21 protein-coding genes are annotated in these 21,991 nt (G+C 61.8%); 17 read left to right on the forward strand and 4 right to left on the reverse strand.

Annotated features, from left to right (window positions below; translation table 11 throughout):
- Positions 1-3 precede the first annotated feature (3 nt).
- Positions 4-744 carry an FkbM family methyltransferase gene (locus HCZ30_RS11290; protein WP_167638404.1) on the reverse strand — a complete coding sequence of 247 codons (741 nt, stop codon included), beginning with the start codon at positions 742-744 and terminating at the stop codon, positions 4-6.
- 260 nt (positions 745-1,004) lie between these two features.
- Between HCZ30_RS11290 and HCZ30_RS11295 the strand changes: the two genes are divergently transcribed.
- Together HCZ30_RS11295 and putA are read left to right on the forward strand one after the other, a co-directional pair.
- Positions 1,005-1,553 (forward strand): glutathione peroxidase, encoded by a 549-nt coding sequence (locus HCZ30_RS11295; protein WP_167638405.1) that lies wholly within the window; start codon positions 1,005-1,007, stop codon positions 1,551-1,553.
- Positions 1,554-1,696: 143 nt separating this feature from the next.
- On the forward strand, positions 1,697-5,098 hold the full coding sequence (gene putA / locus HCZ30_RS11300; RefSeq protein ID WP_167638406.1) for a bifunctional proline dehydrogenase/L-glutamate gamma-semialdehyde dehydrogenase PutA: 3,402 nt from the start codon (positions 1,697-1,699) through the stop codon (positions 5,096-5,098).
- A 3-nt stretch (positions 5,099-5,101) separates the two neighbouring features.
- On the opposite strand, the gene HCZ30_RS11305 is transcribed toward putA, so the two are convergent.
- Positions 5,102-5,524, reverse strand: a complete 423-nt coding sequence (locus tag HCZ30_RS11305) for a Fur family transcriptional regulator (RefSeq protein ID WP_167638407.1) — start codon at positions 5,522-5,524, stop codon at positions 5,102-5,104.
- Between the two features lie 243 nt (positions 5,525-5,767).
- Here HCZ30_RS11305 and HCZ30_RS11310 point away from each other — a divergent pair, with 243 nt between their 5' ends.
- The 4 genes from HCZ30_RS11310 to HCZ30_RS11325 are packed head-to-tail and all read left to right on the forward strand — an operon-like array spanning position 5,768 to position 9,235.
- Positions 5,768-6,688: a metal ABC transporter substrate-binding protein gene (locus tag HCZ30_RS11310; RefSeq protein WP_167638408.1), complete on the forward strand. Its 921-nt coding sequence runs from the start codon at positions 5,768-5,770 to the stop codon at positions 6,686-6,688.
- Between the two features lie 59 nt (positions 6,689-6,747).
- Positions 6,748-7,545: a manganese/iron ABC transporter ATP-binding protein gene (locus tag HCZ30_RS11315; RefSeq protein ID WP_167638537.1), complete on the forward strand. Its 798-nt coding sequence runs from the start codon at positions 6,748-6,750 to the stop codon at positions 7,543-7,545.
- Complete coding sequence (locus tag HCZ30_RS11320; protein WP_167638409.1) at positions 7,542-8,402, forward strand: metal ABC transporter permease; 861 nt, start codon at positions 7,542-7,544, stop codon at positions 8,400-8,402. Before HCZ30_RS11315 ends, HCZ30_RS11320 begins: the two co-directional genes overlap by 4 nt.
- Positions 8,402-9,235: a metal ABC transporter permease gene (locus HCZ30_RS11325; protein WP_175581024.1), complete on the forward strand. Its 834-nt coding sequence runs from the start codon at positions 8,402-8,404 to the stop codon at positions 9,233-9,235. The genes HCZ30_RS11320 and HCZ30_RS11325 overlap by 1 nt, the downstream gene beginning before the upstream one ends.
- A 13-nt stretch (positions 9,236-9,248) precedes the next feature.
- On the opposite strand, the gene HCZ30_RS11330 is transcribed toward HCZ30_RS11325, so the two are convergent.
- Complete coding sequence (locus tag HCZ30_RS11330) at positions 9,249-10,490, reverse strand: AGE family epimerase/isomerase (RefSeq protein ID WP_167638410.1); 1,242 nt, start codon at positions 10,488-10,490, stop codon at positions 9,249-9,251.
- 272 nt (positions 10,491-10,762) lie between these two features.
- On the opposite strand from HCZ30_RS11330, the gene HCZ30_RS11335 reads away from it, so the two are divergent.
- From HCZ30_RS11335 to HCZ30_RS11385, 11 genes are all read left to right on the forward strand, one after another.
- Positions 10,763-11,266: an Lrp/AsnC family transcriptional regulator gene (locus HCZ30_RS11335; RefSeq protein ID WP_167638411.1), complete on the forward strand. Its 504-nt coding sequence runs from the start codon at positions 10,763-10,765 to the stop codon at positions 11,264-11,266.
- Between the two features lie 140 nt (positions 11,267-11,406).
- Positions 11,407-12,546 carry a glycine cleavage T C-terminal barrel domain-containing protein gene (locus HCZ30_RS11340; RefSeq protein WP_167638412.1) on the forward strand — a complete coding sequence of 380 codons (1,140 nt, stop codon included), beginning with the start codon at positions 11,407-11,409 and terminating at the stop codon, positions 12,544-12,546.
- 42 nt (positions 12,547-12,588) lie between these two features.
- Positions 12,589-13,383 carry an enoyl-CoA hydratase gene (locus HCZ30_RS11345; protein ID WP_167638413.1) on the forward strand — a complete coding sequence of 265 codons (795 nt, stop codon included), beginning with the start codon at positions 12,589-12,591 and terminating at the stop codon, positions 13,381-13,383.
- Positions 13,383-15,032 (forward strand): acyl-CoA synthetase, encoded by a 1,650-nt coding sequence (locus HCZ30_RS11350; protein WP_246212763.1) that lies wholly within the window; start codon positions 13,383-13,385, stop codon positions 15,030-15,032. The genes HCZ30_RS11345 and HCZ30_RS11350 overlap by 1 nt, the downstream gene beginning before the upstream one ends.
- A 279-nt stretch (positions 15,033-15,311) precedes the next feature.
- Positions 15,312-17,093, forward strand: coding sequence for a phosphomethylpyrimidine synthase ThiC (gene thiC, locus HCZ30_RS11355; RefSeq protein WP_167638414.1), 1,782 nt, complete (start codon positions 15,312-15,314; stop codon positions 17,091-17,093).
- The gene (locus tag HCZ30_RS11360) at positions 17,093-18,028 is read left to right on the forward strand and encodes an FAD-dependent oxidoreductase (RefSeq protein ID WP_167638415.1); all 936 of its coding nucleotides are present in this window, start codon (positions 17,093-17,095) and stop codon (positions 18,026-18,028) included. The genes thiC and HCZ30_RS11360 overlap by 1 nt, the downstream gene beginning before the upstream one ends.
- Complete coding sequence (gene thiS / locus HCZ30_RS11365) at positions 18,018-18,215, forward strand: sulfur carrier protein ThiS (RefSeq protein WP_167638416.1); 198 nt, start codon at positions 18,018-18,020, stop codon at positions 18,213-18,215. The genes HCZ30_RS11360 and thiS overlap by 11 nt, the downstream gene beginning before the upstream one ends.
- A 3-nt stretch (positions 18,216-18,218) precedes the next feature.
- On the forward strand, positions 18,219-18,977 hold the full coding sequence (locus HCZ30_RS11370) for a thiazole synthase (protein ID WP_167638417.1): 759 nt from the start codon (positions 18,219-18,221) through the stop codon (positions 18,975-18,977).
- A complete protein-coding gene (locus tag HCZ30_RS11375; RefSeq protein ID WP_167638418.1) occupies positions 18,974-19,585 on the forward strand; it encodes a thiamine phosphate synthase in 612 nt (203 codons plus the stop codon). The genes HCZ30_RS11370 and HCZ30_RS11375 overlap by 4 nt, the downstream gene beginning before the upstream one ends.
- Entirely contained in the window at positions 19,582-20,505 is a 924-nt protein-coding gene (locus tag HCZ30_RS11380) for a ThiF family adenylyltransferase (protein ID WP_167638419.1), read from the forward strand. Before HCZ30_RS11375 ends, HCZ30_RS11380 begins: the two co-directional genes overlap by 4 nt.
- Entirely contained in the window at positions 20,502-21,251 is a 750-nt protein-coding gene (locus tag HCZ30_RS11385) for a hydroxymethylpyrimidine/phosphomethylpyrimidine kinase (protein ID WP_348640377.1), read from the forward strand. Before HCZ30_RS11380 ends, HCZ30_RS11385 begins: the two co-directional genes overlap by 4 nt.
- Here HCZ30_RS11385 and HCZ30_RS11390 read toward each other — a convergent pair.
- Entirely contained in the window at positions 21,235-21,864 is a 630-nt protein-coding gene (locus HCZ30_RS11390; protein ID WP_167638420.1) for a LysE family translocator, read from the reverse strand. The genes HCZ30_RS11385 and HCZ30_RS11390 overlap by 17 nt on opposite strands.
- Between the last annotated feature and the right edge of the window lie 127 nt (positions 21,865-21,991).

Genomic DNA, 21,991 nt, shown 5'->3' on the forward strand with positions numbered 1-21,991 from the left:
TCCTTATGCGGCGTCGACTTTACGTGGCTCAACCTTGAACTCGTTCATACGCGTCAGCGCAACCAGATGACGCAATGAGGAAGGTAACCAACCACGACGGATTGCGATAGTGTCAAAGCCGAAGTCGTACACATCATAGCCGCCACGGTGGAAGTGGTTGAACAGCCAGTTCTTCAGGTTCGGCGGCAGGTGGCGGGTTTCGACCTCGATGATAGAAGGGCGGAACTGCGCCCAGCGGAAGGACGAGAACACCAGCTTCTCGGCGCCCTCGACGTCGACGACCAGCACGTTCGCGTCGTTAAAGCCCGCTTCTTCGAGGATCTGCGACAGCGGGTGGCAAGGCACAGTGATCGAGTCCACGTGCTGCGGTTTAATCGCTTTTTCGATGTGCTCGCGGTCAAAGGACGCAAGGCCGCGCGCCCAGCCGGGATATTCGGCCTCGAACTTGGTGGACAGGTGGAAGATCGTCGCCGTACCGCCGTCGTTCGAGATGGCGAAGTTCTTGAGGTGCATCTTTTCGTTGCCAGCGTATTTCTCGCTCAGCTTAGCGAAATAGCGGGGGACCGGCTCGATCAGGAGGCCGCTCCACTTGAAGCGCCCGATGACGGGGGACAGCGGGTCAGCCATGGTGCCATCGTTCGCGCCGACCTGCACGACTTTGACGTTTTCGCCCACCTGTTCGTTCAGCCAGTGAAGGAGAAATGTCCGGACCGGTTTGATGTAGTCAACGTCGTCTCGTTCCAAAGCGATCACCATGGTTTGCCTGCCCAATTCTGCTGTCGCGCGACTGCTCTGACGGCGTCGTCGCTTTTTGCGCAGTATGGAGCGGATTGATGCCTAGGTGAACCACTAAGCCGTGATCCGTAACGAAATTTTGGCGAAATCGTAAACAATAGCCCCCCTCAGTCGAGGGGATGCATCATTAATTCGCAATCTTTATTGTAGAAAAAATGAAACAAAAGCCTGCCCCAGCGCGTATACTAGACGCATAAAAGGAGCTGCCAATGCATCTGACGCGCCGTATTTTTATGACTGCCGCTGTTTCATCACTGGCACTGCCCGCGCTCGCCAACGTGACGCAAAATCCTATTCCCAGATTCACTTTTGTCAGCGCCGATGGCGGCTTTCTGGATACCGATGACTGGAAGGGGCGGCCCGTGCTGGTGGTAAATACGGCCAGCCGCTGCGGATTTACCGGTCAGTACGACAACATGCAGGCGCTCTATGACGAATACCGGGATCGCGGGTTGCTCGTGGTTGCGACTCCGTCGGACGATTTCAATCAGGAGCTTGCCGATATCGGCGAGGTTAAACAGTTCTGCCAACTGAACTTCGGCCTCGATATTCCCATGACCGACATCGTCCACATCAAGGGCGAGGACGCGCATCCGTTCTATGCTTGGCTCCGCCAGAATGCGGCGTACGAGCCGCGCTGGAATTTCAACAAGGTGCTGATCGGTGCCGACGGCCGTGTGCGCGGCACGTGGGGCAGCCTGACGAAGCCTGACAGTTCGACGATCCGCGATCTTATAGAAGTCGATCTGCCTATGTGATTTCATCATTTTTTAAAAATAGAACTGCAAAATTAACAAAATGCAGTACAATTTTTTCTATATATGATCAATTGAAGTCGATATGACTTCTGTCGCGGGTGTACAGAGGAAACTGATAGAACGGTTTTTTCAGGACTGCCGCCATGGACCTTATGTCCCTCGACCACTTCACGACCGACGCCAAATTCGCTGACGAACAGGCGCTGCTTTCCTCCCTCATCGAAGGCGCGGCTTTGTCCGGCGACACCCGCCGGTCTATCGCAAAACGCGGTGCCGATCTGGTGAAGCGTATCCGCGACGACTCGCGCCCCACGATGATGGAGCATTTCTTGGCCGAATATGGCCTTTCGACCCGCGAGGGCGTCGCTCTCATGTGTCTGGCCGAGGCGATGCTGCGCGTTCCCGATGCTGACACCATCGACGCGCTGATCGAGGACAAGATTGCGCCTTCCGACTGGGGCAAACACCTCGGCGAAGCCTCGTCGTCTTTGGTGAACGCGTCCACTTGGGCGCTGATGCTAACGGGCCGCGTCCTCGACGATGAAAAGCCGGGTCTGGCAGGTGTCATGCGCGGCGCGATGAAGCGTCTGGGTGAGCCTGTCATCCGTGCCGCCGTTGGCCGCGCGATGAAGGAAATGGGCCGTCAGTTCGTGCTCGGTGAGAGCATCGATAAAGCCCTCAGCCGCGCAAAGGGACAAGAGGCCAAGGGCTACACCTACAGCTACGACATGCTCGGCGAGGCCGCCCGCACAGCCGAGGACGCGCAGCGCTATTTCGAAGCCTATGCCTCCGCCATCCGCCGTATCGCGACCGCTTGTACGAAGGGCAGTGTCGAAGAAAATCCCGGTATTTCGATCAAGCTGTCGGCGCTGCATCCGCGCTACGAGGTCGCTCAGGAAGAGCGCGTGCTGACTGAACTGGTGCCACGCGTTCGCGCACTGGCGCTGATGGCCAAGAATGCGGGCATGGGCCTTAATATCGACGCGGAAGAGCAGGACCGTCTTGTCATTTCGCTCAAGGTCATCCGCGCTGTGCTGGAAACGGACGAGCTGGCTGGCTGGGACGGTTTCGGCGTCGTCGTGCAAGCCTACGGCAAACGGGCCGGACTGACGATCGACTGGCTGAACGCACTGGCCGAGCGTCTGGATCGCCGCATCATGGTTCGTCTGGTCAAGGGCGCCTATTGGGACACTGAAATGAAGCTGGCGCAGGTCAATGGCCTGCCGGATTTCACCCTGTTTACCACCAAAGCCGCCACCGATGTCAGCTATATCGCCAACGCGAAGAAGCTCTTCGGCTACTCGGACCGCATCTATCCGCAGTTCGCCACCCACAACGCGCACACTGTCGCCGCCGTGCTGGAACTAGCCGAGGGACGTCCGTTTGAATTCCAGCGCCTGCATGGCATGGGCGAGCGCCTGCACGACATTGTACTGTCCCAGACCAAGGGCCGCTGCCGTATCTACGCGCCCGTCGGTGCCCACCGTGACCTGCTGGCGTACCTCGTGCGGCGCCTGCTTGAGAACGGTGCGAACTCCTCGTTCGTCCACCAGATCGTCGATGACACCGTTTCGCCCGAGGAAGTCGCCCGCGATCCGTTCGAAATGATCGAAGAGGCGACCGCGCCTGCGGGTCTGCTGCATCCGTCGAAGCTGTTTGGCGAGGGTCGCGAGAACTCCACCGGCTTTGACCTGACGGATGAGGCGACTTTGGCGCGGATCAATGCCGCGCGCGACGTTGCGATCCCTAATGCGCAGCCGCTCACCGTTGGCGCGGCTACGGGCGAGCTGGTCGAGGTGCGCAACCCCGCGACCGGAGAGGTCATCGGTTCGGTCACCGAGGCCGACACCGCAACCGTTCAAGCGGCCATCTCCAATGCCACGCTGTGGTCCGCGCCCGTTGCCGATCGCGCGAATGCCCTGCGCTGCGCGGCTGACCTCTACGAGGCGAACTACGGCACGCTCTTCGCGATCCTCGCAAGGGAAGCGGGCAAGAACCTGCCCGACGCCGTGGGCGAATTGCGCGAGGCGGTCGATTTCCTGCGCTATTATGCAAACGAAGCCGAGCGCAACACCACGACCCCGCGCGGTATTATCACGGCGATCAGCCCGTGGAATTTCCCGCTGGCAATCTTTACCGGCCAGATCGCGGCGGCGCTCGCCGCAGGAAACGCGGTGCTCGCCAAACCCGCCGAGCAAACTCCGCTGGTCGCGGCCTTCGCAACGCGACTATTGCATGAAGCGGGCGTGCCCGCGTCCGCGCTGCAACTCCTGCCGGGGCAGGGCGCGACGGTCGGCGCGGCGTTGACCTCCGATCCGCGGATCAAGGGCGTGGTCTTCACGGGCTCGACCGACACCGCGCTCGTGATCCGCAAGGCGATGGTGCAAAACCTGTCGCCCGATGCGGTGCTGGTCGCGGAAACGGGCGGGCTCAACGCGATGATCGTCGACTCCACTGCACTGCCCGAACAGGCAGTGCGCGACATCGTGGCGTCCGCGTTCCAATCGGCGGGGCAGCGATGCTCCGCCCTGCGATGCCTTTATATCCAAGAGGACGTCGCGCCCCATGTGATCGAGATGATTGAAGGCGCGATGGACGAGTTGACCGTCGGCAATCCGTGGCATCTATCGACGGACGTCGGTCCGGTCATCGACGATGAGGCTCAGCAGCAGATCGCGGATTACATCGCGGCGGCCTCGGACCGCGTGATCCACCAGCTTGATGCGCCGACCGAGGGGCACTTCATCCCGCCGACCATGATCCGCGTTGGCGGCATCGAAGAGTTGGAGCACGAAATTTTCGGCCCCGTCCTTCATGTCGCGACCTTCAAGGGAAGCGATCTGGAGAAGGTCATTGATGCAGTAAACGCGAAGGGTTACGGCCTGACTTTCGGTCTGCACACCCGCATCGACTCCCGCGTGCAGGAGGTCGCTGACCGTATCGAAGTCGGCAACCTCTACGTCAACCGCAACCAGATCGGCGCGGTCGTTGGCAATCAGCCGTTTGGGGGCGAGGGGCTTTCGGGCACGGGACCGAAGGCGGGCGGCCCGCTCTATCTGCCGCATTTCGGTAAACCTGAGGCCGCGCCTGTGGCTGGTCAATGGACCACTGAGGCGGACGAGCAGGCCGTGCAGCGAATGATCAACAGCCGCTATGACGACAGCATCGGTGCGCAGATCGCTCTGCCGGGACCGACGGGCGAATCCAATCTGCTCAGCACACTGCCGCGTGGACCGATCCTCTGTATGGGGCCGGGGCAGGAGGCGATGGACGCGCAGGCCGAAGCGGTCGAGGTGCTGGGCGGCATTGCGATCCGTGTGGCGGGCAAATTGCCGGCAGAGGCGCTGACCCGTCTGACCGGCTTCCGTGCCGCGATCTACTGGGGTGACGATCCGCAGGCCTATCTGCAAGCGCTCGCGAGCCGCAACGGCCCGATCATTCCGTTGGTCACGACCATGCCGACGGCGGCAAACGTTCTGCACGAACGCCATGTCTGTGTGGATACGACGGCGGCAGGCGGTAACGCGGCCCTACTTGCGGGGTAGGGGTCAGCCCTTGCGCGGCTTCACATAGATATCGAGCCTATGGCTCACGATATCAAAGCCGTATTTGCGCGCGAGTTCCTCTTGGATGCGTTCGATCTCGTCCGAGCGGAACTCGACCACCTCGCCGGTTTCGACGTTGATAAAGTGATCGTGGTGGTCCTCGGGGACCGCCTCATAACGAGCGCGCCCGTCGGAAAAACTGTGCCGCTCGATAAGCCCGTGCTCGGCCAGCGTATTCATCGTCCGGTACACAGTCGCGATGTTGATTCCGGGGGCAATGCGGCTCACGCGGCGGTGAAGTTCTTCGACATTCGGGTGATCTTCGGAGCCTTCGAGCGTTTTCAGGATCGCCTTGCGCGGTGCCGTAATGCGCAGTCCTGCGTGACGGCAGCGTTCGGTCAATGTCAGCTTGACGGACTTATTCATATCCGGCGCTGGTCCTTTCGTTGGGCGCTTGGCGCATCGCTCGTGACGCCATCATAGCGTGATTGCAGTCGGACGCAAAAGGCGAGAGCGTCATTTTTCGCTCATTCGGAAGGCATCCATTCGCAACTGGCTGCCGCTTTTCGCAACTGCAGTATGTTTTTGCTAGTTGCGAATGAATTGCACTTGATTGGCAACAGGCTTCGGCTATGTCTTGTTGCAACTCAGTCGCAAAAGTGGTGCGTGATGAAATTCGAAGTGCAATCGGTAAAAGTGGGTCTGGCAGGGGCGGTGATGCTTGCGGCAATGTCGCAGGCCGCGTTTGCCGACGAAAACCGCATGAAGGTCGCGACGACCTTCACCGTTCTGGCGGACATGGCGCGCAACGTGGCAGGGGATGCCGCCGACGTGGTGTCGATCACCAAACCAGGTGCAGAGATCCACGGCTACGAGCCGACCCCGCAGGACCTTGTCCGTGCGAGCGATGCCGATCTGATCCTCTGGAACGGGCTGAACCTCGAACGCTGGTTCGAGCAGTTCATCCGGGTGTTGGGCGACATTCCTTCGGCGACGCTGAGCGACGGTATTCAGGAAATCCCGATTGCGGAGGGTGCCTACGAGGGCCTGCCGAACCCGCACGCGTGGATGGGGCTGGGCAATGCGCAGGTTTATATCGACAACATCGTTGCTGCGTTCTCCGCCCAGGACCCCGCGAATGCCGAGGTCTACGCGGCCAACGGCGCCGCATATAAACAGCAACTGATCGACACGCTTGAGCCGCTCCGCGAACAGATCGCTACGATCCCCGAGGACCAGCGCTGGCTTGTGACCTGTGAAGGTGCGTTCAGCTATCTCGCCCGCGATTTCGACATGAAAGAGCTTTACCTCTGGCCGATGAACACCAGCCGCATGGGCACGCCACAGCAGGTGAGGGCGGTGATCGACGGAGTGACCCAACACAGCGTGCCGACCGTATTCTGTGAGAGCACGGTCAACACCGCTCCGGCAGAGCAGGTCGCCCGCGACACGGGCGCGCTCTATGGCGGGGTGCTTTATGTGGACAGCCTTTCGCAGGAGGGCGGGCCGGTGCCGACCTACCTCGACCTGCTGCGCGTGACCTCCGAGACTGTCGCCGAGGGGCTGACGAACGGATTGAATATACAGTGATTGCCGCCCCGCGTGGGGCCGATCTAGGGCAGCCGTCCCCTCCGGCAGAAAGACGCATGATGAAAGATATTCAGCAATTTGCCACTTCGGACACCTCGGGCGGGATCGCCGCAGAGGCTGTGACTGTGACCTACCGGAACGGTCACACCGCATTGCGCAACGCCAGTTTCGAGGTGCCGCGCGGCACGATCACCGCATTGATCGGCGTCAACGGCGCGGGTAAATCCACTCTGTTCAAGGCGATCATGGGGTTCGTGCCCGTGGCGAAGGGCGAAATTCGTCTGCTCGGCATGTCGGTGAAGGACGCGCTGCGCAAGAACCTCGTCGCCTATGTCCCGCAGAGCGAGGAGGTCGATTGGGCCTTCCCCGTGCTGGTCGAGGACGTCGTGATGATGGGCCGCTACGGCAAGATGGGCTTCCTGCGCCGCCCGTCCAAAGCCGACCACGAGGCGGTCAATTCCGCGCTGTCCCGCGTGAACATGCTCGATTTTCGCCATCGCCAGATTGGTGAGCTGTCGGGCGGTCAGAAGAAGCGCGTTTTCCTTGCGCGTGCACTGGCGCAGGACGGTCAGGTGATCCTGCTGGACGAGCCGTTCACGGGCGTCGATGTGAAGACCGAGGAACAGATCATCAACCTGCTCCGCGAGCTGCGCGACGAAGGTCGTGTGATGCTGGTGTCGACCCACAACCTCGGCACCTTGCCCGAGTTCTGCGACCGCACCGTGCTGGTCAAAGGCACCGTGCTCGCCTACGGCCCGACCGAGACGACCTTTACCCGCGATAATCTCGAAGAGGCGTTCGGCGGCGTGCTGCGTCATTTCTCGATCTCGGACGCTCTGTCGAAGGCCGCGCAATGACCATGTTGCTGGAGCCGTTCACCTATTCCTACATGCTAAATGCGATGTGGGTTTCGGCGCTCGTCGGCGGCGTCTGTGCGTTTCTGTCGTGCTATCTGATGCTCAAGGGCTGGTCGCTGATCGGCGACGCGCTGTCTCACTCGGTCGTACCGGGAGTGGCGGGGGCGTATCTGCTCGGCATCCCGTTCGCGCTGGGCGCATTCATCTCGGGCGGGCTTGCCGCTGCCGCGATGCTGTTCCTCTCGGATCGGTCGGGGCTGAAGGTCGACGTGATCATCGGGATCATCTTCACCTCGTTCTTCGGGGTGGGGCTGTTCATGGCCTCGGTCAGTCCGATGGCGATCTCTATCGACACGATCACGATGGGCAACATTTTGGCCATCACGCCAGAGGACACTTTGCAACTCGCGATCATCGGCGCCGTGTCGATGGCGGTCTTGCTGCTGAAGTGGAAAGACCTGATGGTCGTCTTCTTCGACGAGAACCACGCCCGTTCGATCGGCCTGCGTCCGCAATTGCTGAAGGCCGTATTCTTTGTCCTGCTGTCGGCGAGCGTCGTCGCTGCCATGCAAACGGTCGGCGCGTTCCTCGTCATCGCGATGGTCGTGACGCCCGGCGCGACGGCGTATCTGCTTTGTGACCGCTTCCCGCGGCTGATCCTGACGTCGATCACCATCGGCACTGTGACCAGCTTTGTCGGCGCCTATATCAGCTACTTCCTCGACGGAGCGACAGGCGGCGTCATCGTGCTGCTGCAAACGCTGATCTTCCTGACGACCTTCGTATTCGCCCCCAAACACGGGCTGCTGGCACACAAACGCAAGGCAGCCAAAGCACTTCGGGCGGAGGGTGCATAATGCTCGATACCCTTCTGTTTCCCTTCAATTTTCCCTTCATGCAGAACGCGTTTTTCATAGCGCTAATGATCTCGGTTCCGACCGCGCTGCTGTCCTGTTTCCTCGTCCTGAAGGGCTGGGCGCTGATGGGCGACGCTGTGAGCCACGCCGTCCTTCCGGGCATTGTGCTGGCTTATATCCTTGGCCTGCCGCTGATCGTCGGAGCCTTCGTGGCGGGCATGATCACGGCTACCGCGACGGGCTATCTGACCGAGAACAGCCGCATCAAGCAGGACACCATCATGGGCGTCGTGTTCTCGGGCATGTTCGGGCTGGGGATCGTGATGTTCGTCGCGGTCAAGACCAACGTCCACCTCGATCACGTGCTCTTCGGCAACATGCTCGGCATCGGGCCGGAGGATCTCTGGACTGCCGGTATCATCGGTCTGGTCGTGACGGCGCTGCTGCTGGCGAAGTGGAAGGATCTACTCCTTCACGCGTTCGATCCGATCCAAGCCAAGGCATCCGGCCTGCCGGTCAATGTGCTGCACTTCGGACTGCTGACGGTGTTGTCGCTGACCATCGTGGCAACGCTGACGGCAACGGGCTTGATCCTCGCCGTAGGTCTGCTCATCGCCCCCGGAGCCATCGCGTTCCTGATGACCCGCCGTTTCAGCCATATGATGGTCGCCGCGGTTCTGGTCTGCATCGTCGCGACCTGTGGCGGTATCTATGCGAGTTTCTGGCTCGATAGCGCGCCAGCACCGACGATCATTCTGGTGCTGACGGGCTTCTTCATCGTCGCCTTCATCTGGAGGTCATGGCAGGTGCGCCGCGCCTCGGCGATGGCCTGACGCGGCGAGCCTGTCAGACGAGTTTCGGCAGGTTCTCGGCCAGTCGCGAAATGCCCGGTGCCAGTGGGAACAGCGCCGCCTGAACCGAGTGGTAGATGTCAGGCTTGCCGAGAAACTGACGCCCCGTCGGCTTGCTGTGTTCGTCCAGTTCGGGAAACCAGCCGCCGTTTTCGTGGTCGATCAGATGCTTGTCGGCAAAGTTCCAGAGGCGGCGATACCACTCTTCGTCCTCCGGTTTGCGTTCGAGCTTGATGAAGGTCGCGATGACGCCAATCGCCTCTGTCACGGGCCACCAATAGCGGTCGCGGATCGTGGGCGTGCCGTCGAAATCGAGCGTGTAGAAGAACCCGCCCTTTTCTACGTCCCAAGCGCCGTTGAGTGCCTGCTCCATCAGCTTGCGAGCCGTCGCGGGGGCAGTGTCGTCCTTGCGGCCCGACAGATCCCAGTATTGCAGCAGCAGACGCGCCAGTTCGAATGAATGCCCCGGAGTAGTGCCAGCAGGGCGGAACATCGGGTTCTCCGAATAGCCCGGATCGACTTGCCAGTCCTTGGTGTAGTGTTCGGGCAGCCGCCAGTCGTTGGCGGGAGCGATCTTGCCGAGGAAGAAGTCGAGGATGCGGCCCGCGCGGGTCAGGTAGACCTCATCGCCAGTGGCCTCGTAGGCGCCCAGCAGCGCCTCCACCCCATGCATGTTCGCGTTCATGCCGCGATAGTCGGAGAAGGGCGTCCAATCCTGGTTCCATTCGTCGGCAAAGAGGCCGTTGTCCTCTTCCCAGTAATGCTTGTCGAGGATTGCGCTGACGTCCGCGATCAGTTCGTCCGCATCGGGGTGACCAGCCATTTTCGCGGTCGCGCCGGCGAGCAGCACGAACACATGCCCGTAGGCCAGCTTGCGCCCGTCGTGGACATTCTCGCCGTCCATCGCCCAGACATACCCGCCGTTTTTCAGGTCGCGGTGGTGCGAAACGAGGTACTTCATGCCCTTGTCGACAAGCTCCGCCGCGCCTGGAACGCCAGCTAGCTGACCCAGTGCGAACGAGTGCACGAGGCGCGTTGTGGTGTGAAGCTCCTGAATGGTGTCGGGCAGGGGCTCGCCTTCGTAGTTCAGGACGTAAAAACCGTCGCCGCTGCGCAGGCTGGCACGGAAGAAATCGAACTGGCGTAGCGCGTCAGCAGCTAGCCACTTGCGGTGCCCGCTATCGTCCAGCCAGAACGCAGCAGAGTTATCGGACGCCTTGTCCACGGTAGTCGTCATGTTGGATCCTCCCGAACGGGCAACGAAAATGCTGAAAAGCCCTGTTAAAAATCGGGCGCTGCGCTCCTCCGCGCCTCGCCGTCAATGGGACGCTAATCCAAACGCATGATAGCGGCAACATCGTCCGTGGTGCATTTCGGATATGTGGCGCTTACCGATCATTTCGTGTCGGAATAGATGTGAAAGCGTTCGAGAATGGCGGTAAGGGACGTTACGCATTCTGTGAACACAGGCTGCGGTAAGGTTTTCGGAACAGGTGAAATTCAGGACACATGACGAAGCTCGGCCTCGACGCTACAGACATCCGCATCCTCAGCGCCGTGCAGGCGCATGGCCAGTTGAGCAAAACCCGTCTGTCCGAAATCGTAAACATCTCTGCGACGCCATGTTGGGCGCGGCTCGATCGCCTGAAGGCGGCGGGCTATATTCGCGGATTTCATGCCGATATCGCGCTGGAGCGGGTTTGCGACTTCACGCAGGTCATGGTGACCGTGTCGCTGACGCATCACCGCCGCACTGACTTTGACCGGTTCGAAAATTGGGTCGCGCAGCAGGACGCGATCATCGAATGCGTCGCGACAGGTGGCGGCATGGATTACGTCTTGAAGACCATCTGTCCGACGCTGCAAGCGTTTCAGGCGTTGATGCAGGAGATGATCGAGGCCGATCTGTCGGTCGATCGCTACATGACTTACATCGCGACTCGCGTGGTGAAATCATCCCGCCCGAATATCGCCAAATTGGCCGCTTCATCGGTCCGCGACCGAACGGTCTGAGACGCGGCATATTTTCAGTCCGAACAGTCTGCGCCGTGCCCGCATTTTGGCCCGAAGCGCAGCGAAATTTTCCCATTAATAAGCGCCATCATCCACCACATCCCGGGCCGCCAGCCCGGCGTTTTTCGAGGGCGCAGGACATGAACGCAGACGAGTTCGGCTTTGGCACGCAGATCCGGAAATCCCCCTATTTCGACGCCACCGTGCGTTGGGGCGCAAAGGGATTTTCCGTTTATAACCATATGTATATCCCGCGCGATTTCGGTGATCCGGAGCAGAACTTCTGGAATCTCGTGAACGACGCGATCCTCTGCGATGTGGCCGTCGAACGTCAGGTGGAGATCACCGGACCGGATGCCGCGAAGTTCGTGCAGATGCTGACCCCGCGCGATCTGTCCACGATGGCGGTGGGTCAATGCAAATACATCCTGATTACCAACGCGGACGGCGGCATCCTGAACGATCCGATCCTGCTGCGTCTTGCTGAAAACCACTTCTGGATCTCGCTTGCTGACAGCGACATCCTGCTTTGGGCGCAGGGCGTTGCCGTGCACTCCGGCCTCGACGTGACGATCTGTGAGCCGGACGTGTCGCCGCTCCAGCTTCAGGGTCCGAAGTCGGGCGAGGTGATGCGCGCGCTCTTCGGTGACGAGATCATGGACCTCAAATACTACTGGCTGCGCGAGGTCGAGCTCGACGGTATGCCGCTGATCGTCTCCCGCACGGGCTGGTCGAGCGAGCTTGGCTACGAGATCTACCTGCGTGACGGCAGCTGCGGTGAGGCGCTTTGGGAGCGGATCATGGCTGCGGGGATGGAGTTCGGCCTGAAGCCGGGCCACACGTCGTCCATTCGCCGGATCGAGGGCGGAATGCTGTCCTATCACGCCGACGCGGACATCCACACCAACCCCTTCGAGCTTGGCCTCGGCCGTCTGTGCAACCTCGATATGGAGGCCGACTTCATCGGCAAAGCCGCACTGCGCCGTATCAAGGAGCAGGGCATCACCCGCAAGCAGGTCGGCCTCATCATCGACGCCGCACCGCTGAACGGGCCGAACACCAGCTTCTGGCAGATCAACGTCGGCGGCAACGAGGTGGGTAAGGTCACTTCGGCCATCTACTCGCCGCGCCTTGGTCAGAACATCGCGCTGGCAATGGTCGCGGTCGAGCATGCCGAGATCGGAAGCCAGCTTGAGGTCGTACTGCCCTCCGGCCCGACGGTCGCGACGGTCGTCGAAACACCGTTCTTCGACCCCAAGAAGTCGCTGGCCGCCGCCTGATCTGGCTGGGGCAATCCGGAACTGCACATTCTCTGAGGCCGTATGACCGATATCCTGCTGCGCGAGTGCGATGCCGACGGCATCCTGCGCCTGACCCTGAACGACCCCGCCAAGCGCAACGCCTTGTCCGAGGCGATGATGGCCGCACTGGCCGATGCATTCGCCGAAGCGGGCCGCGATCCTGCGGTGCGTGTCATCGTCCTTGCTGCCAACGGGCCTGCGTTCAGCGCGGGCCACGACCTCAAGGAAATGACTGCCGGACGGAGCGGCGATGACCGCGGGCGGGCGTATTTCGCCAAGGTGCTCGGCGATTGCTCTGCCATGATGCAGGGCATCATCAACTGCCCCAAACCGGTGATCGCCGAGGTGACAGGCATCGCCACGGCGGCGGGGTGCCAGCTGGTGGCAAGCTGCGATCTGGCGATTGCGGCGGACACGGCGGCCTTCAGCACGCCCGGGGTTCACATCGGTCTGTTCTGCTCGACGCCGATGGTCGCGCTGTCCCGCAATGTGGCCAACAAGCACGCTATGGAGATGTTGCTGACGGGCGATATGACCTCCGCATCGCGCGCGGCAGAGATCGGTTTGGTGAACCGCAGTGTAGCGCCGGATGCGCTGCACGAAGAGGTCATGGCAGTCGCCCGCAAGATCGCGTCGAAATCCGCCATGACCGTCGCGACGGGCAAGCGTGCGTTCTATGCGCAATCCGAAATGACCCTCGCAGACGCCTATGATCATGCGGCGCGTGTCATGGTCGACAACATGCTGGCGCGCGATGCCGAGGAAGGCATTGGCGCCTTCATCGAAAAGCGTGCCCCCGAATGGCAGGACGCCTGATGAACCCCTACAACACCGACCTTGACCGCAATCCTGCGAACTACCAGCCACTGACCCCGATCGGGTTTCTGGAACGCGCGGCGACGGTTTTTCCCGACCATACGGCGATTGTTCATGGCAGCTTGCGCCGCAACTACGCCGATTTCTATGCGCGCTCTCGGCGGTTGGGCTCTGCCTTGGCGCAGGCAGGGATGGGGCGCGGCGATACAGTTTCGGCTTTGCTCGCGAACACGCCAGCGATGCTGGAATGCCACTACGGCGTTCCGATGTGCGGCGCGGTGCTGCACGCGATCAACACGCGGCTCGATGCGGCGATCATCGCCTTCCAGCTCGACCACGCGCTGTCCCGCTTGGTCATCGTCGATGCAGAGTTCCTGCCGTTGCTCAACGCGGCACTAGAGCTATGCGAGGCCAATCCCATCGTCATCGTCTATGACGACGCGGAATTTAACGGTCCGCGTATGCCGACGGCGGCGATGGACTATGAGGATTTCGTTGCCGGTGGAGATCCTGATTTCGCTTGGCTCATGCCGCAGGACGAATGGGACGCCATCGCGATCAGCTACACCTCGGGAACGACAGGCGACCCCAAGGGCGTCGTCACTCATCATCGGGGTGCCTACCTGCTGGCCCAAGGCAACGCGCTGACCGCAAGCATGGCGAAGCATTCGGTCTATCTGTGGACCTTGCCGATGTTCCATTGCAACGGCTGGTGCTTCCCGTGGACGCTCTCGGCGATCATCGGCACCCATGTTTGCCTGCGCCAAGTCAGAGCAGAGCCGATCTGGGCCGCGTTGGCAGACGAAGGCGTGACCCATCTGTGCGGCGCGCCCATTGTGATGTCGCTGATGATTTCTGCGCCCGACACGGTGAAGCGCGATCTTCCGCAGCCCGTCCAGTTCTTCACCGCTGCCGCCCCGCCGCCGGAAAAGCTGCTCGCGGCGATGAAGGACGCGGGCTTCGACATCACTCACCTCTACGGGCTGACCGAAACCTACGGCCCTGCGGTGGTCAACGACTGGCACAGCGCGTGGTCGGAGCTGCCGAGCGCGGAGCAGGCCCGCCTGAAGTCACGTCAGGGCGTGCGCTATCTGCCGCTTGAAGGGCTGGATGTGCTGGACCCCGAAACCATGCTGCCCGTCTCGCGCGATGGTCAAACGATGGGCGAGGTGATGTTCCGTGGGAACGTCGTCATGAAAGGCTATTTCCGTAATCCGAAGGCAACGAGGGAAGCCTTTACTGGCGGCTGGTTCCACTCCGGCGATCTGGGCGTGGTGCATCCCGACGGCTATATCCAGCTCAAGGACCGGTCCAAGGACGTCATCATCTCGGGCGGCGAGAACATCTCGTCTATCGAGGTCGAAGAGACGCTCTACCGGCACGATGCCGTGGCCGTATGCGCCGTCGTCGCCATGCCTGACGAGAAGTGGGGCGAGACCCCTTGCGCCTTTGTCGAACTGGCCGATGGTCAGGTGGCGGATGGCGATATGCTCAAGGTCTGGTGCCGCGATCATCTGGCGCATTACAAGGTGCCAAGGCGGTTTGTTTTCGGTCCAATTCCGCGCAGCTCGACCGGCAAGATCCAGAAGTTCGCGCTCCGCGATCAGGCGCGCGAAATGCAGGATCGCCGAATTTCCTCGTTGACATGACCCTAGGTCACTCGGAATATGCGCGCACGTCAGGGGAGTCCCGCCTAGGGGACTGAGAGGCTGACAGGGGCGTTCCAAACGCCTCGGTGACGCGACCCTTTGAACCTGACCCAGTTGACGCTGGCGTAGGAAGACCGAAGGGCAATTCCGTACTCTCCATCTACGTGGGGGCGGTCCTTTCGGGCCGCTCTTGGCCCTCGTGCGTTCGCACGTCCAGACCATGCGGCCCCTTTCTGCCACCTGTTTCTCTTGGGTCTCATCACTGTTGAGGAGACCGAAATGAAAGACACTATTCCCGCCATCACCACCGGCAGTCTGCCTGCTTCGCGCAAGGTTTACGCCTCGGGCAACATTCACGAGATCAAGGTGCCACTGCGCGAGATCGCTATCTCGAACGAAGAGCCGCTGACGGTCTATGATAGCTCGGGGCCCTACACCGATCCGCTGTCAACGGTCGACATCGCTACCGGCTTGGGCGAGGTGCGCGGCGGCTGGCTGCAAGCACGTGGCGAAATCGAGGAATACGACGGGCGCAGCGTGACCGATGCCGACAACGGCTTTGCCACGGGTGCCCGCCTGACACCAGCGTTTCCCGTCCAGCGTCCGCCCCTGCGTGCCGTTGGAGACCGCGCCGTAACCCAGTTGGCCTATGCCCGCGCCGGCATCATCACCCCCGAAATGGAATTCGTCGCGATCCGCGAAAACGAAGGTCGCCGCGCTGCGCATTCCCGCGATGGTGAGGCGTTCGGCGCAGAGCTGCCCGCCCTCGTAACGCCCGAGTTCGTACGCCGCGAAATTGCCGAAGGCCGCGCAATCATTCCCGCGAACATCAACCACCGCGAGCTTGAACCGATGATCATCGGTCGGAATTTCAAGGTGAAGATCAACGCCAATATCGGGAACTCGGCGGTCACTTCGAGCATGGAGGAAGAGGTCGAGAAAATGGTCTGGGCGATCCGCTGGGGTGCCGATACGGTCATGGACCTGTCCACGGGTCGCAACATCCACAACATCCGTGATTGGATCATCCGCAACGCGCCTGTCCCGATCGGTACGGTGCCGCTCTATCAGGCGCTGGAAAAGGTCGGCGGCGTGGCCGAAGACCTGACGTGGGAGGTTTTCCGCGACACGCTGATCGAGCAGGCCGAACAGGGCGTCGATTACTTCACCATTCACGCGGGCGTTCGGCTGCACATGATCCCGATGACCGCAAAACGCGTCACCGGCATCGTCTCGCGCGGCGGCTCGATCATGGCCAAGTGGTGCCTGCACCATCACCGCGAGAGCTTCCTCTACGAGCATTTCGACGAGATCTGCGACATCTGCCGCCGCTATGACGTGAGCTTCTCTCTCGGCGATGGCCTGCGCCCCGGTTCCATCGCGGACGCCAATGACGAGGCGCAGTTTGCCGAGCTGCGCACGCTGGGTGAGCTGACGAAGATTGCTTGGGCGAAGGACTGTCAGGTGATGATCGAAGGGCCGGGTCACGTGCCGATGCACAAGATCAAAGCGAACATGGACGAACAGCTGAAGCACTGCCATGAAGCGCCGTTCTACACGCTCGGGCCGCTGACGACTGACATCGCTCCGGGTTATGACCATATCACCAGCGCCATTGGAGCCGCGATGATCGGTTGGTTCGGCACGGCGATGCTGTGCTACGTCACGCCCAAGGAACACCTTGGCCTGCCTGACCGCGACGATGTCAAAACGGGCGTGATCACTTACAAACTCGCGGCGCATGCGGCCGATCTGGCCAAGGGCCATCCCGGTGCGCAGCAGCGCGACGATGCGCTCAGCCGTGCGCGGTTCGAGTTCCGCTGGGAGGACCAGTTCAACCTCGGTCTCGATCCCGACACGGCGCGCGAGATGCACGACCAGACGATGCCTGCCGAGGCCCACAAAGTTGCGCATTTCTGTTCGATGTGCGGTCCGAAATTCTGCTCCATGCGGATCAGCCACGACATTCGTGCCGAAGCTGAAAAGCAGAAGGGCATGGAGGACATGGCCGCGAAATTCCGAGAGGCAGGCGCGCTCTATGTTCCGGCGGAGGACGTGTGATGATCTCGGTTCTGGGTGCGGGCGTGGCGGGGCTTTGCGCCGCTACCGCCCTGTCCGAGGCGGGCTTTGCGGTCGAGGTCATCGAGGCCGAAGGCGCACCGCGTCCTGCGTCGCTCTTGGCTGGCGGGATGCTTGCGCCGTTTTGCGAAGGCGAGAGCGCCCCTGACGTCATCGTCACGCAGGGGCAGGCGGCGACCGACTGGTGGGCGGCGCATGTGCCGGATGTGCAGCGGAGGGGCACGCTCGTTCTGGCTGCCTCGCGCGATACCGCAGAGCTTGACCGCTTTGCCCGCGCCACGCGTGCGCACCGCTGGGTTGATCCCGGATCGCTTGAGCCCGACCTCGCGGGCCGCTTTGCGCGGGGTCTGTTCTTTGAAACCGAGGCCCACATGGACCCGCGCGCGGCGCTGGACAGTTTGCGCGCCACTTTGTGTTCGCGCGGCGTGGCCTTCCGCAATGGCACGCCCTCGGGCCGTGTCGTCGATTGCCGCGCGATGGGGGCGGCCTCTAGCCTGACAGACCTGCGCGCCGTGCGCGGAGAGATGGTCGAGGTGGTGACGCCCGACGTGGACCTCAGCCGCACAGTGCGGCTCCTGCATCCGCGCTTTCCCTGTTACATCGTGCCGCGTGGACACGGTCGTTACATGATTGGTGCGACGATGGTGGAAAGCGCTCACGCGGGACCGATCACGGCGCGGGCGGTGATGGAGTTGCTGTCCGCTGCGTACACCGTCCATCCCGCCTTTGCCGAGGCCGAGGTTGTGTCCACCGAAGCGGGGCTGCGTCCCGCGTTTCCCGACAACATCCCCTCTATTCGCCGCATCGGCGGGCGTATCCACGTCAACGGCATGTATCGCCATGGGTTTCTGATGGCGCCCGTTCTGGCCGTCCAGCTTGCCAAGATGATGACAGAAGAGCTTGCCCATGCAGATTGATCTGAACGGCGCACCAGTGACGACAGCTGCCGAAACCTTGTCCGCGCTGATCGAGGAACACGGCTTCGACGCCGCGTCGGTCGCTACCGCTCTCGACGGTGTTTTTATCCCTAGGCTAATGCGGTCGACCACGCCTCTGCACGGCGGTGCCAAGGTCGAAGTTCTATCTCCGATGCAGGGGGGCTGACGGATGTTCTACGGTACCGAACTGAACAGCCGCTTGATGCTGGGGACGGCGCAATATCCGTCGCCCCAAGTCCTTCGCGATGCGATCACTGCCTCTGGAACCGAGGTCATCACGGTTTCCCTGCGCCGCGAAGGGCAGGGCGGCGATGCATTCCGCGAAATCCTGAGGGACAGTGGCTGCCGCATTCTGCCCAATACTGCCGGATGCCACAGCGTGCGCGAGGCTGTCACGACTGCGCAAATGGCGCGCGAGCTGTTCGACACGTCGTGGATCAAGCTCGAAGTGATCGGCCATGCAGACACCCTGCAACCCGACCCCTTCGCTTTGGTCGAGGCCGCGCGTATCCTCTGCGCGGACGGTTTCGAGGTGTTTCCCTACACGACCGAAGACCTCATCGTAGGCGAGCGGCTGCTGGAGGCTGGATGCCGCGTGTTGATGCCGTGGGGCGCACCGATCGGCTCTGGGCAGGGGCTGCGCAACATCGAAGGTTTGCGCACGATGCGTACCCATTTCGCGGGCGTTCCGCTGGTGATCGACGCGGGTATCGGCGCGCCGTCTCAGGCGATGGCCGCAATGGAAATGGGTTTTGACGCGGTGCTTTTGAACACTGCCGTGGCCAAGGCGCTCGATCCCGTCGCGATGGCACGGGCCTTTGGTCGGGCCGTCACCGCAGGGCGTGCGGCCTACGCTGCGGGCCTGATGCCGAGGCGCGACATGGCCGCCGCATCGACCCCGATTTTCGGACAGGCGGTGCTGGCATGACCGTCCTCGATCCGTTTTACCTGATCGTCGACGATGCCGACATGCTGGAGCGGTTGGTGCCTTTGGGCGTCAGGCTCGTGCAGCTACGCATCAAGGACCGCCCCGACGATGATATCCGCCGCCAGATCAAACGGGCGCAGATCTGCTGCGCGGCGCATGGGGCGCAGCTCGTCGTCAATGATTACTGGCGGCTTGCGATCGAACTGAACTGCGATTTCGTCCATCTTGGCCAAGAGGACATGGACACGGCGGATTTCGAGGCTCTGCGAGGCGCAGGCCTTCGTTTCGGCCTGTCGACCCATGACGAGGCCGAACTTGCCCGCGCGCTTGACCAGAGGCCCGCCTATGTCGCGCTCGGGCCTGTTTATCCGACTTTGCTCAAGCAGATGAAGTGGGGGCCGCAAGGGTTGGAGCGAGTGGGCCAATGGCGTCAGCTCGCGGGCTCCATTCCACTGGTCGGGATCGGAGGGCTGGTGCCGGACCGCTTGCCAAGCCTCTTCGCCGCAGGTGCCGACAGCGCGGCGGTCGTGACGGATATCAAGACCGCCCAAGACCCCGAAGCGCGCTGTCGCGAGTGGATCGCGGTCACGCGGGAGTATTGCAAATGAACCGCTACATTCGGCAAAGCTGCCTGCCAGAGGTAGGCGTCGCGGGTCAGGCAAAGCTGGCGCGCGCGCACGTTCTGGTCGCGGGGGCAGGCGGGCTCGGGTCGGCGCTGCTGCCCTTGCTGGTGGGGGCGGGAGTGGGGCGGATCACGGTCTATGACCCTGACGTGGTCGAGGTGCACAATTTGCATCGCCAGACCCTTTATCGCATGAGTGATGTCGGCCAACCCAAGGCCCTTTGTTCCGCGCAGCATCTACAGGCGCTGAACCCCGGTTGCAGTGTGACGGAGGTGGTCGCGAGGCTTGATCCCGATAAGGCGCAGGCCGAGATTGCCAGCGCCGATCTGGTCATCGATGCGGCCGACAACTTCGCGATGAGCTACGCGCTCTCGGATCTGTGCCTCGCGACCGCAAAGCCTTTGGTCAGCGCGTCCGTCATTGGTCGGCAGGGGTATGCAGGCGGGTTTTGCGGCGGCGCGCCCAGCTTGCGTGCGGTCTTTCCCGACCTGCCGCCCACCGCGGGCAGTTGCTCCAGCGCGGGCGTCATGGGGCCAGCCGTCGCCACGCTCGGGGCAATGCAGGCGCAGATGGCGCTTTCGATCCTGCTCGGGCATGAGCCATCGCCGCTCGGGTCGATCATGTCGGTCGACTTTTCAAACTGGCGTACTTCGCAGTTTCGCTTTGACGGGGCACCGGAGCCGGAGACGGTATGTCCACGGATCATTTCGCGCGCTGCGGTCGGTGGTCCTGATATCCTTGTCGATTTGCGGAAGGAAAGCGTGCCTAATCCGGACGAACTATCGCTAGGGGCCGAGCAGCAGATCGTTTTTCTGTGCGCAAGCGGTCTGCGGGCATGGCGCGCCGCACGGCTGTTCATCGACGCGGGCCACAGCCAAGTCGCAATCTGCGCGGAGGGAACGTGATTCCTCGGGTTCTGTTTATCGGCGGCACCGATTCCAGCGGCGGCGCGGGACTTGCCCGCGACATCGCGACCGCGGCTCAGATGGAGGCGGAGGCGCGGATCGGCGTCACAGCGGTGACGGCTCAGACAGATGGCGCCGTACACGCGGTTCGGCTGATGTCATGCGATGATGTGGCCCTTCAGGTGAGAGCTGCCGGGAAGGTCGGGGCGGTGAAAATCGGGATGCTCGGCAGTGCGGAGATCGTCTCAGCCGTCGCAACGGCGTTGTCGTCGGTCCCGTTGGTCCTCGATCCTGTGCTCGCATCGAGTTCGGGAACTGCATTGCTGGATGATAGGGGAGTAGACACGTTGATCGAAGAGCTTCTGCCCTGCACGACGCTGCTGACACCGAACCTGCCGGAGCTTGGGATGTTGACCGCCCGTTTTGGCCTCGACGAGACTGCTGGGGAGGGCCAACGTGTCCGCGCTCTGCTCAGGCGCGGTTGCGGCGGTGTGTTGGTGAAGGGCGGTCACGCAGAGGAAAGCACCTCCTGCGAAGACAGGCTATACCTGCCGAGCGGCGAGATCATCCGGCACTGCGGCCCACGATTTGGCATCCCGCTACGAGGAACCGGATGCCAACTGGCCAGTGCGATAGCGGTCGGGCTGGCCGAGGGTTTGGACCTTGGCACTGCCGTCGAAAACGCCCGTGCCTGCGTCGCATCGCGTTTCAGGATGCGTGAGCGGTCGCTTAGTGCGCGCGTTTGAACGCTGCCGTCGCCATGCCCATAGCGACCAAGGCCCCACCGCCCAGACGCGAGAACCACGCCAGAACCGACGGGCGAGCGACCTTTGCGCGCAATTTGTCGGCCAAGAGCGCGTAGGCCAGCGCGTTGATGGCGGCCAGTCCGACGAAAGTGACGACTAGGATGGCAAATTGCGGCAGCAGCGGCGCGTCCAGAACTACGAATTGCGGCACGAACGCGATGAAAAACACGATGGATTTCGGGTTGAGAGCCGTCACGGCGGCGACATGACCGAACACGCTCGACGCGCTGGTTTGCGATACCCTTTCCAAATCGCCCAACGAAGCTGTTGATGCACTTCGGAAAAGTTTGATCCCAAGGAAAACGAGATACGCAGCACCAATCCACTTCAGGGCAGTAAACAGAGTCGCTGACGCAAGGACCAAAGCCCCCAACCCAGCGAGCGACGTGGACATGGCGATGAAGTCACCCAGAGCAACGCCGCCCACGGTCGCAAGGGCGACTCTTTTGCCTTGGCTGATTGCGTAGCTGAGAACGAGTAGGACTGTTGGTCCAGGAATGAGCAAGAGCGCTGTGGAAGCTGCGACGAAAGCCAGCCAAATTTGAAAATCCATGAAAACACCTTTCCAACTTTAAGCTGAGCCAGCCACAGGAGCAGAAGGCTGTAAAGGGGGGAATTCCTGTTCTGGCGATCGCGATGAACCAGCACCCACGAAGGGCTGGCCGACGCTAAAAGCCTCT

The organism is Marivivens donghaensis, assembly GCF_011806565.1.
Taxonomy (GTDB): Bacteria; Pseudomonadota; Alphaproteobacteria; order Rhodobacterales; family Rhodobacteraceae; genus Marivivens; species Marivivens donghaensis_A.

Excerpts from the sequence above, each read along its gene's own strand:
- HCZ30_RS11320 (WP_167638409.1), top strand. The coding sequence starts at position 7,542 with ATGACCATGTTGCTGGAGCCGTTCACCTATTCCTACATGCTAAATGCG.
- HCZ30_RS11360 (WP_167638415.1), top strand. The coding sequence starts at position 17,093 with ATGATCTCGGTTCTGGGTGCGGGCGTGGCGGGGCTTTGCGCCGCTACC.
- HCZ30_RS11375 (WP_167638418.1), top strand. The coding sequence starts at position 18,974 with ATGACCGTCCTCGATCCGTTTTACCTGATCGTCGACGATGCCGACATG.
- HCZ30_RS11295 (WP_167638405.1), top strand. The coding sequence starts at position 1,005 with ATGCATCTGACGCGCCGTATTTTTATGACTGCCGCTGTTTCATCACTG.
- HCZ30_RS11350 (WP_246212763.1), top strand. The coding sequence starts at position 13,383 with ATGAACCCCTACAACACCGACCTTGACCGCAATCCTGCGAACTACCAG.
- HCZ30_RS11380 (WP_167638419.1), top strand. The coding sequence starts at position 19,582 with ATGAACCGCTACATTCGGCAAAGCTGCCTGCCAGAGGTAGGCGTCGCG.
- HCZ30_RS11335 (WP_167638411.1), top strand. The coding sequence starts at position 10,763 with ATGACGAAGCTCGGCCTCGACGCTACAGACATCCGCATCCTCAGCGCC.
- HCZ30_RS11345 (WP_167638413.1), top strand. The coding sequence starts at position 12,589 with ATGACCGATATCCTGCTGCGCGAGTGCGATGCCGACGGCATCCTGCGC.
- thiS (WP_167638416.1), top strand. The coding sequence starts at position 18,018 with ATGCAGATTGATCTGAACGGCGCACCAGTGACGACAGCTGCCGAAACC.
- HCZ30_RS11325 (WP_175581024.1), top strand. The coding sequence starts at position 8,402 with ATGCTCGATACCCTTCTGTTTCCCTTCAATTTTCCCTTCATGCAGAAC.
- HCZ30_RS11330 (WP_167638410.1), bottom strand. The coding sequence starts at position 10,490 with ATGACGACTACCGTGGACAAGGCGTCCGATAACTCTGCTGCGTTCTGG.
- HCZ30_RS11340 (WP_167638412.1), top strand. The coding sequence starts at position 11,407 with ATGAACGCAGACGAGTTCGGCTTTGGCACGCAGATCCGGAAATCCCCC.
- HCZ30_RS11310 (WP_167638408.1), top strand. The coding sequence starts at position 5,768 with ATGAAATTCGAAGTGCAATCGGTAAAAGTGGGTCTGGCAGGGGCGGTG.
- HCZ30_RS11315 (WP_167638537.1), top strand. The coding sequence starts at position 6,748 with ATGAAAGATATTCAGCAATTTGCCACTTCGGACACCTCGGGCGGGATC.
- thiC (WP_167638414.1), top strand. The coding sequence starts at position 15,312 with ATGAAAGACACTATTCCCGCCATCACCACCGGCAGTCTGCCTGCTTCG.
- HCZ30_RS11370 (WP_167638417.1), top strand. The coding sequence starts at position 18,219 with ATGTTCTACGGTACCGAACTGAACAGCCGCTTGATGCTGGGGACGGCG.
- HCZ30_RS11390 (WP_167638420.1), bottom strand. The coding sequence starts at position 21,864 with ATGGATTTTCAAATTTGGCTGGCTTTCGTCGCAGCTTCCACAGCGCTC.
- HCZ30_RS11305 (WP_167638407.1), bottom strand. The coding sequence starts at position 5,524 with ATGAATAAGTCCGTCAAGCTGACATTGACCGAACGCTGCCGTCACGCA.
- putA (WP_167638406.1), top strand. The coding sequence starts at position 1,697 with ATGGACCTTATGTCCCTCGACCACTTCACGACCGACGCCAAATTCGCT.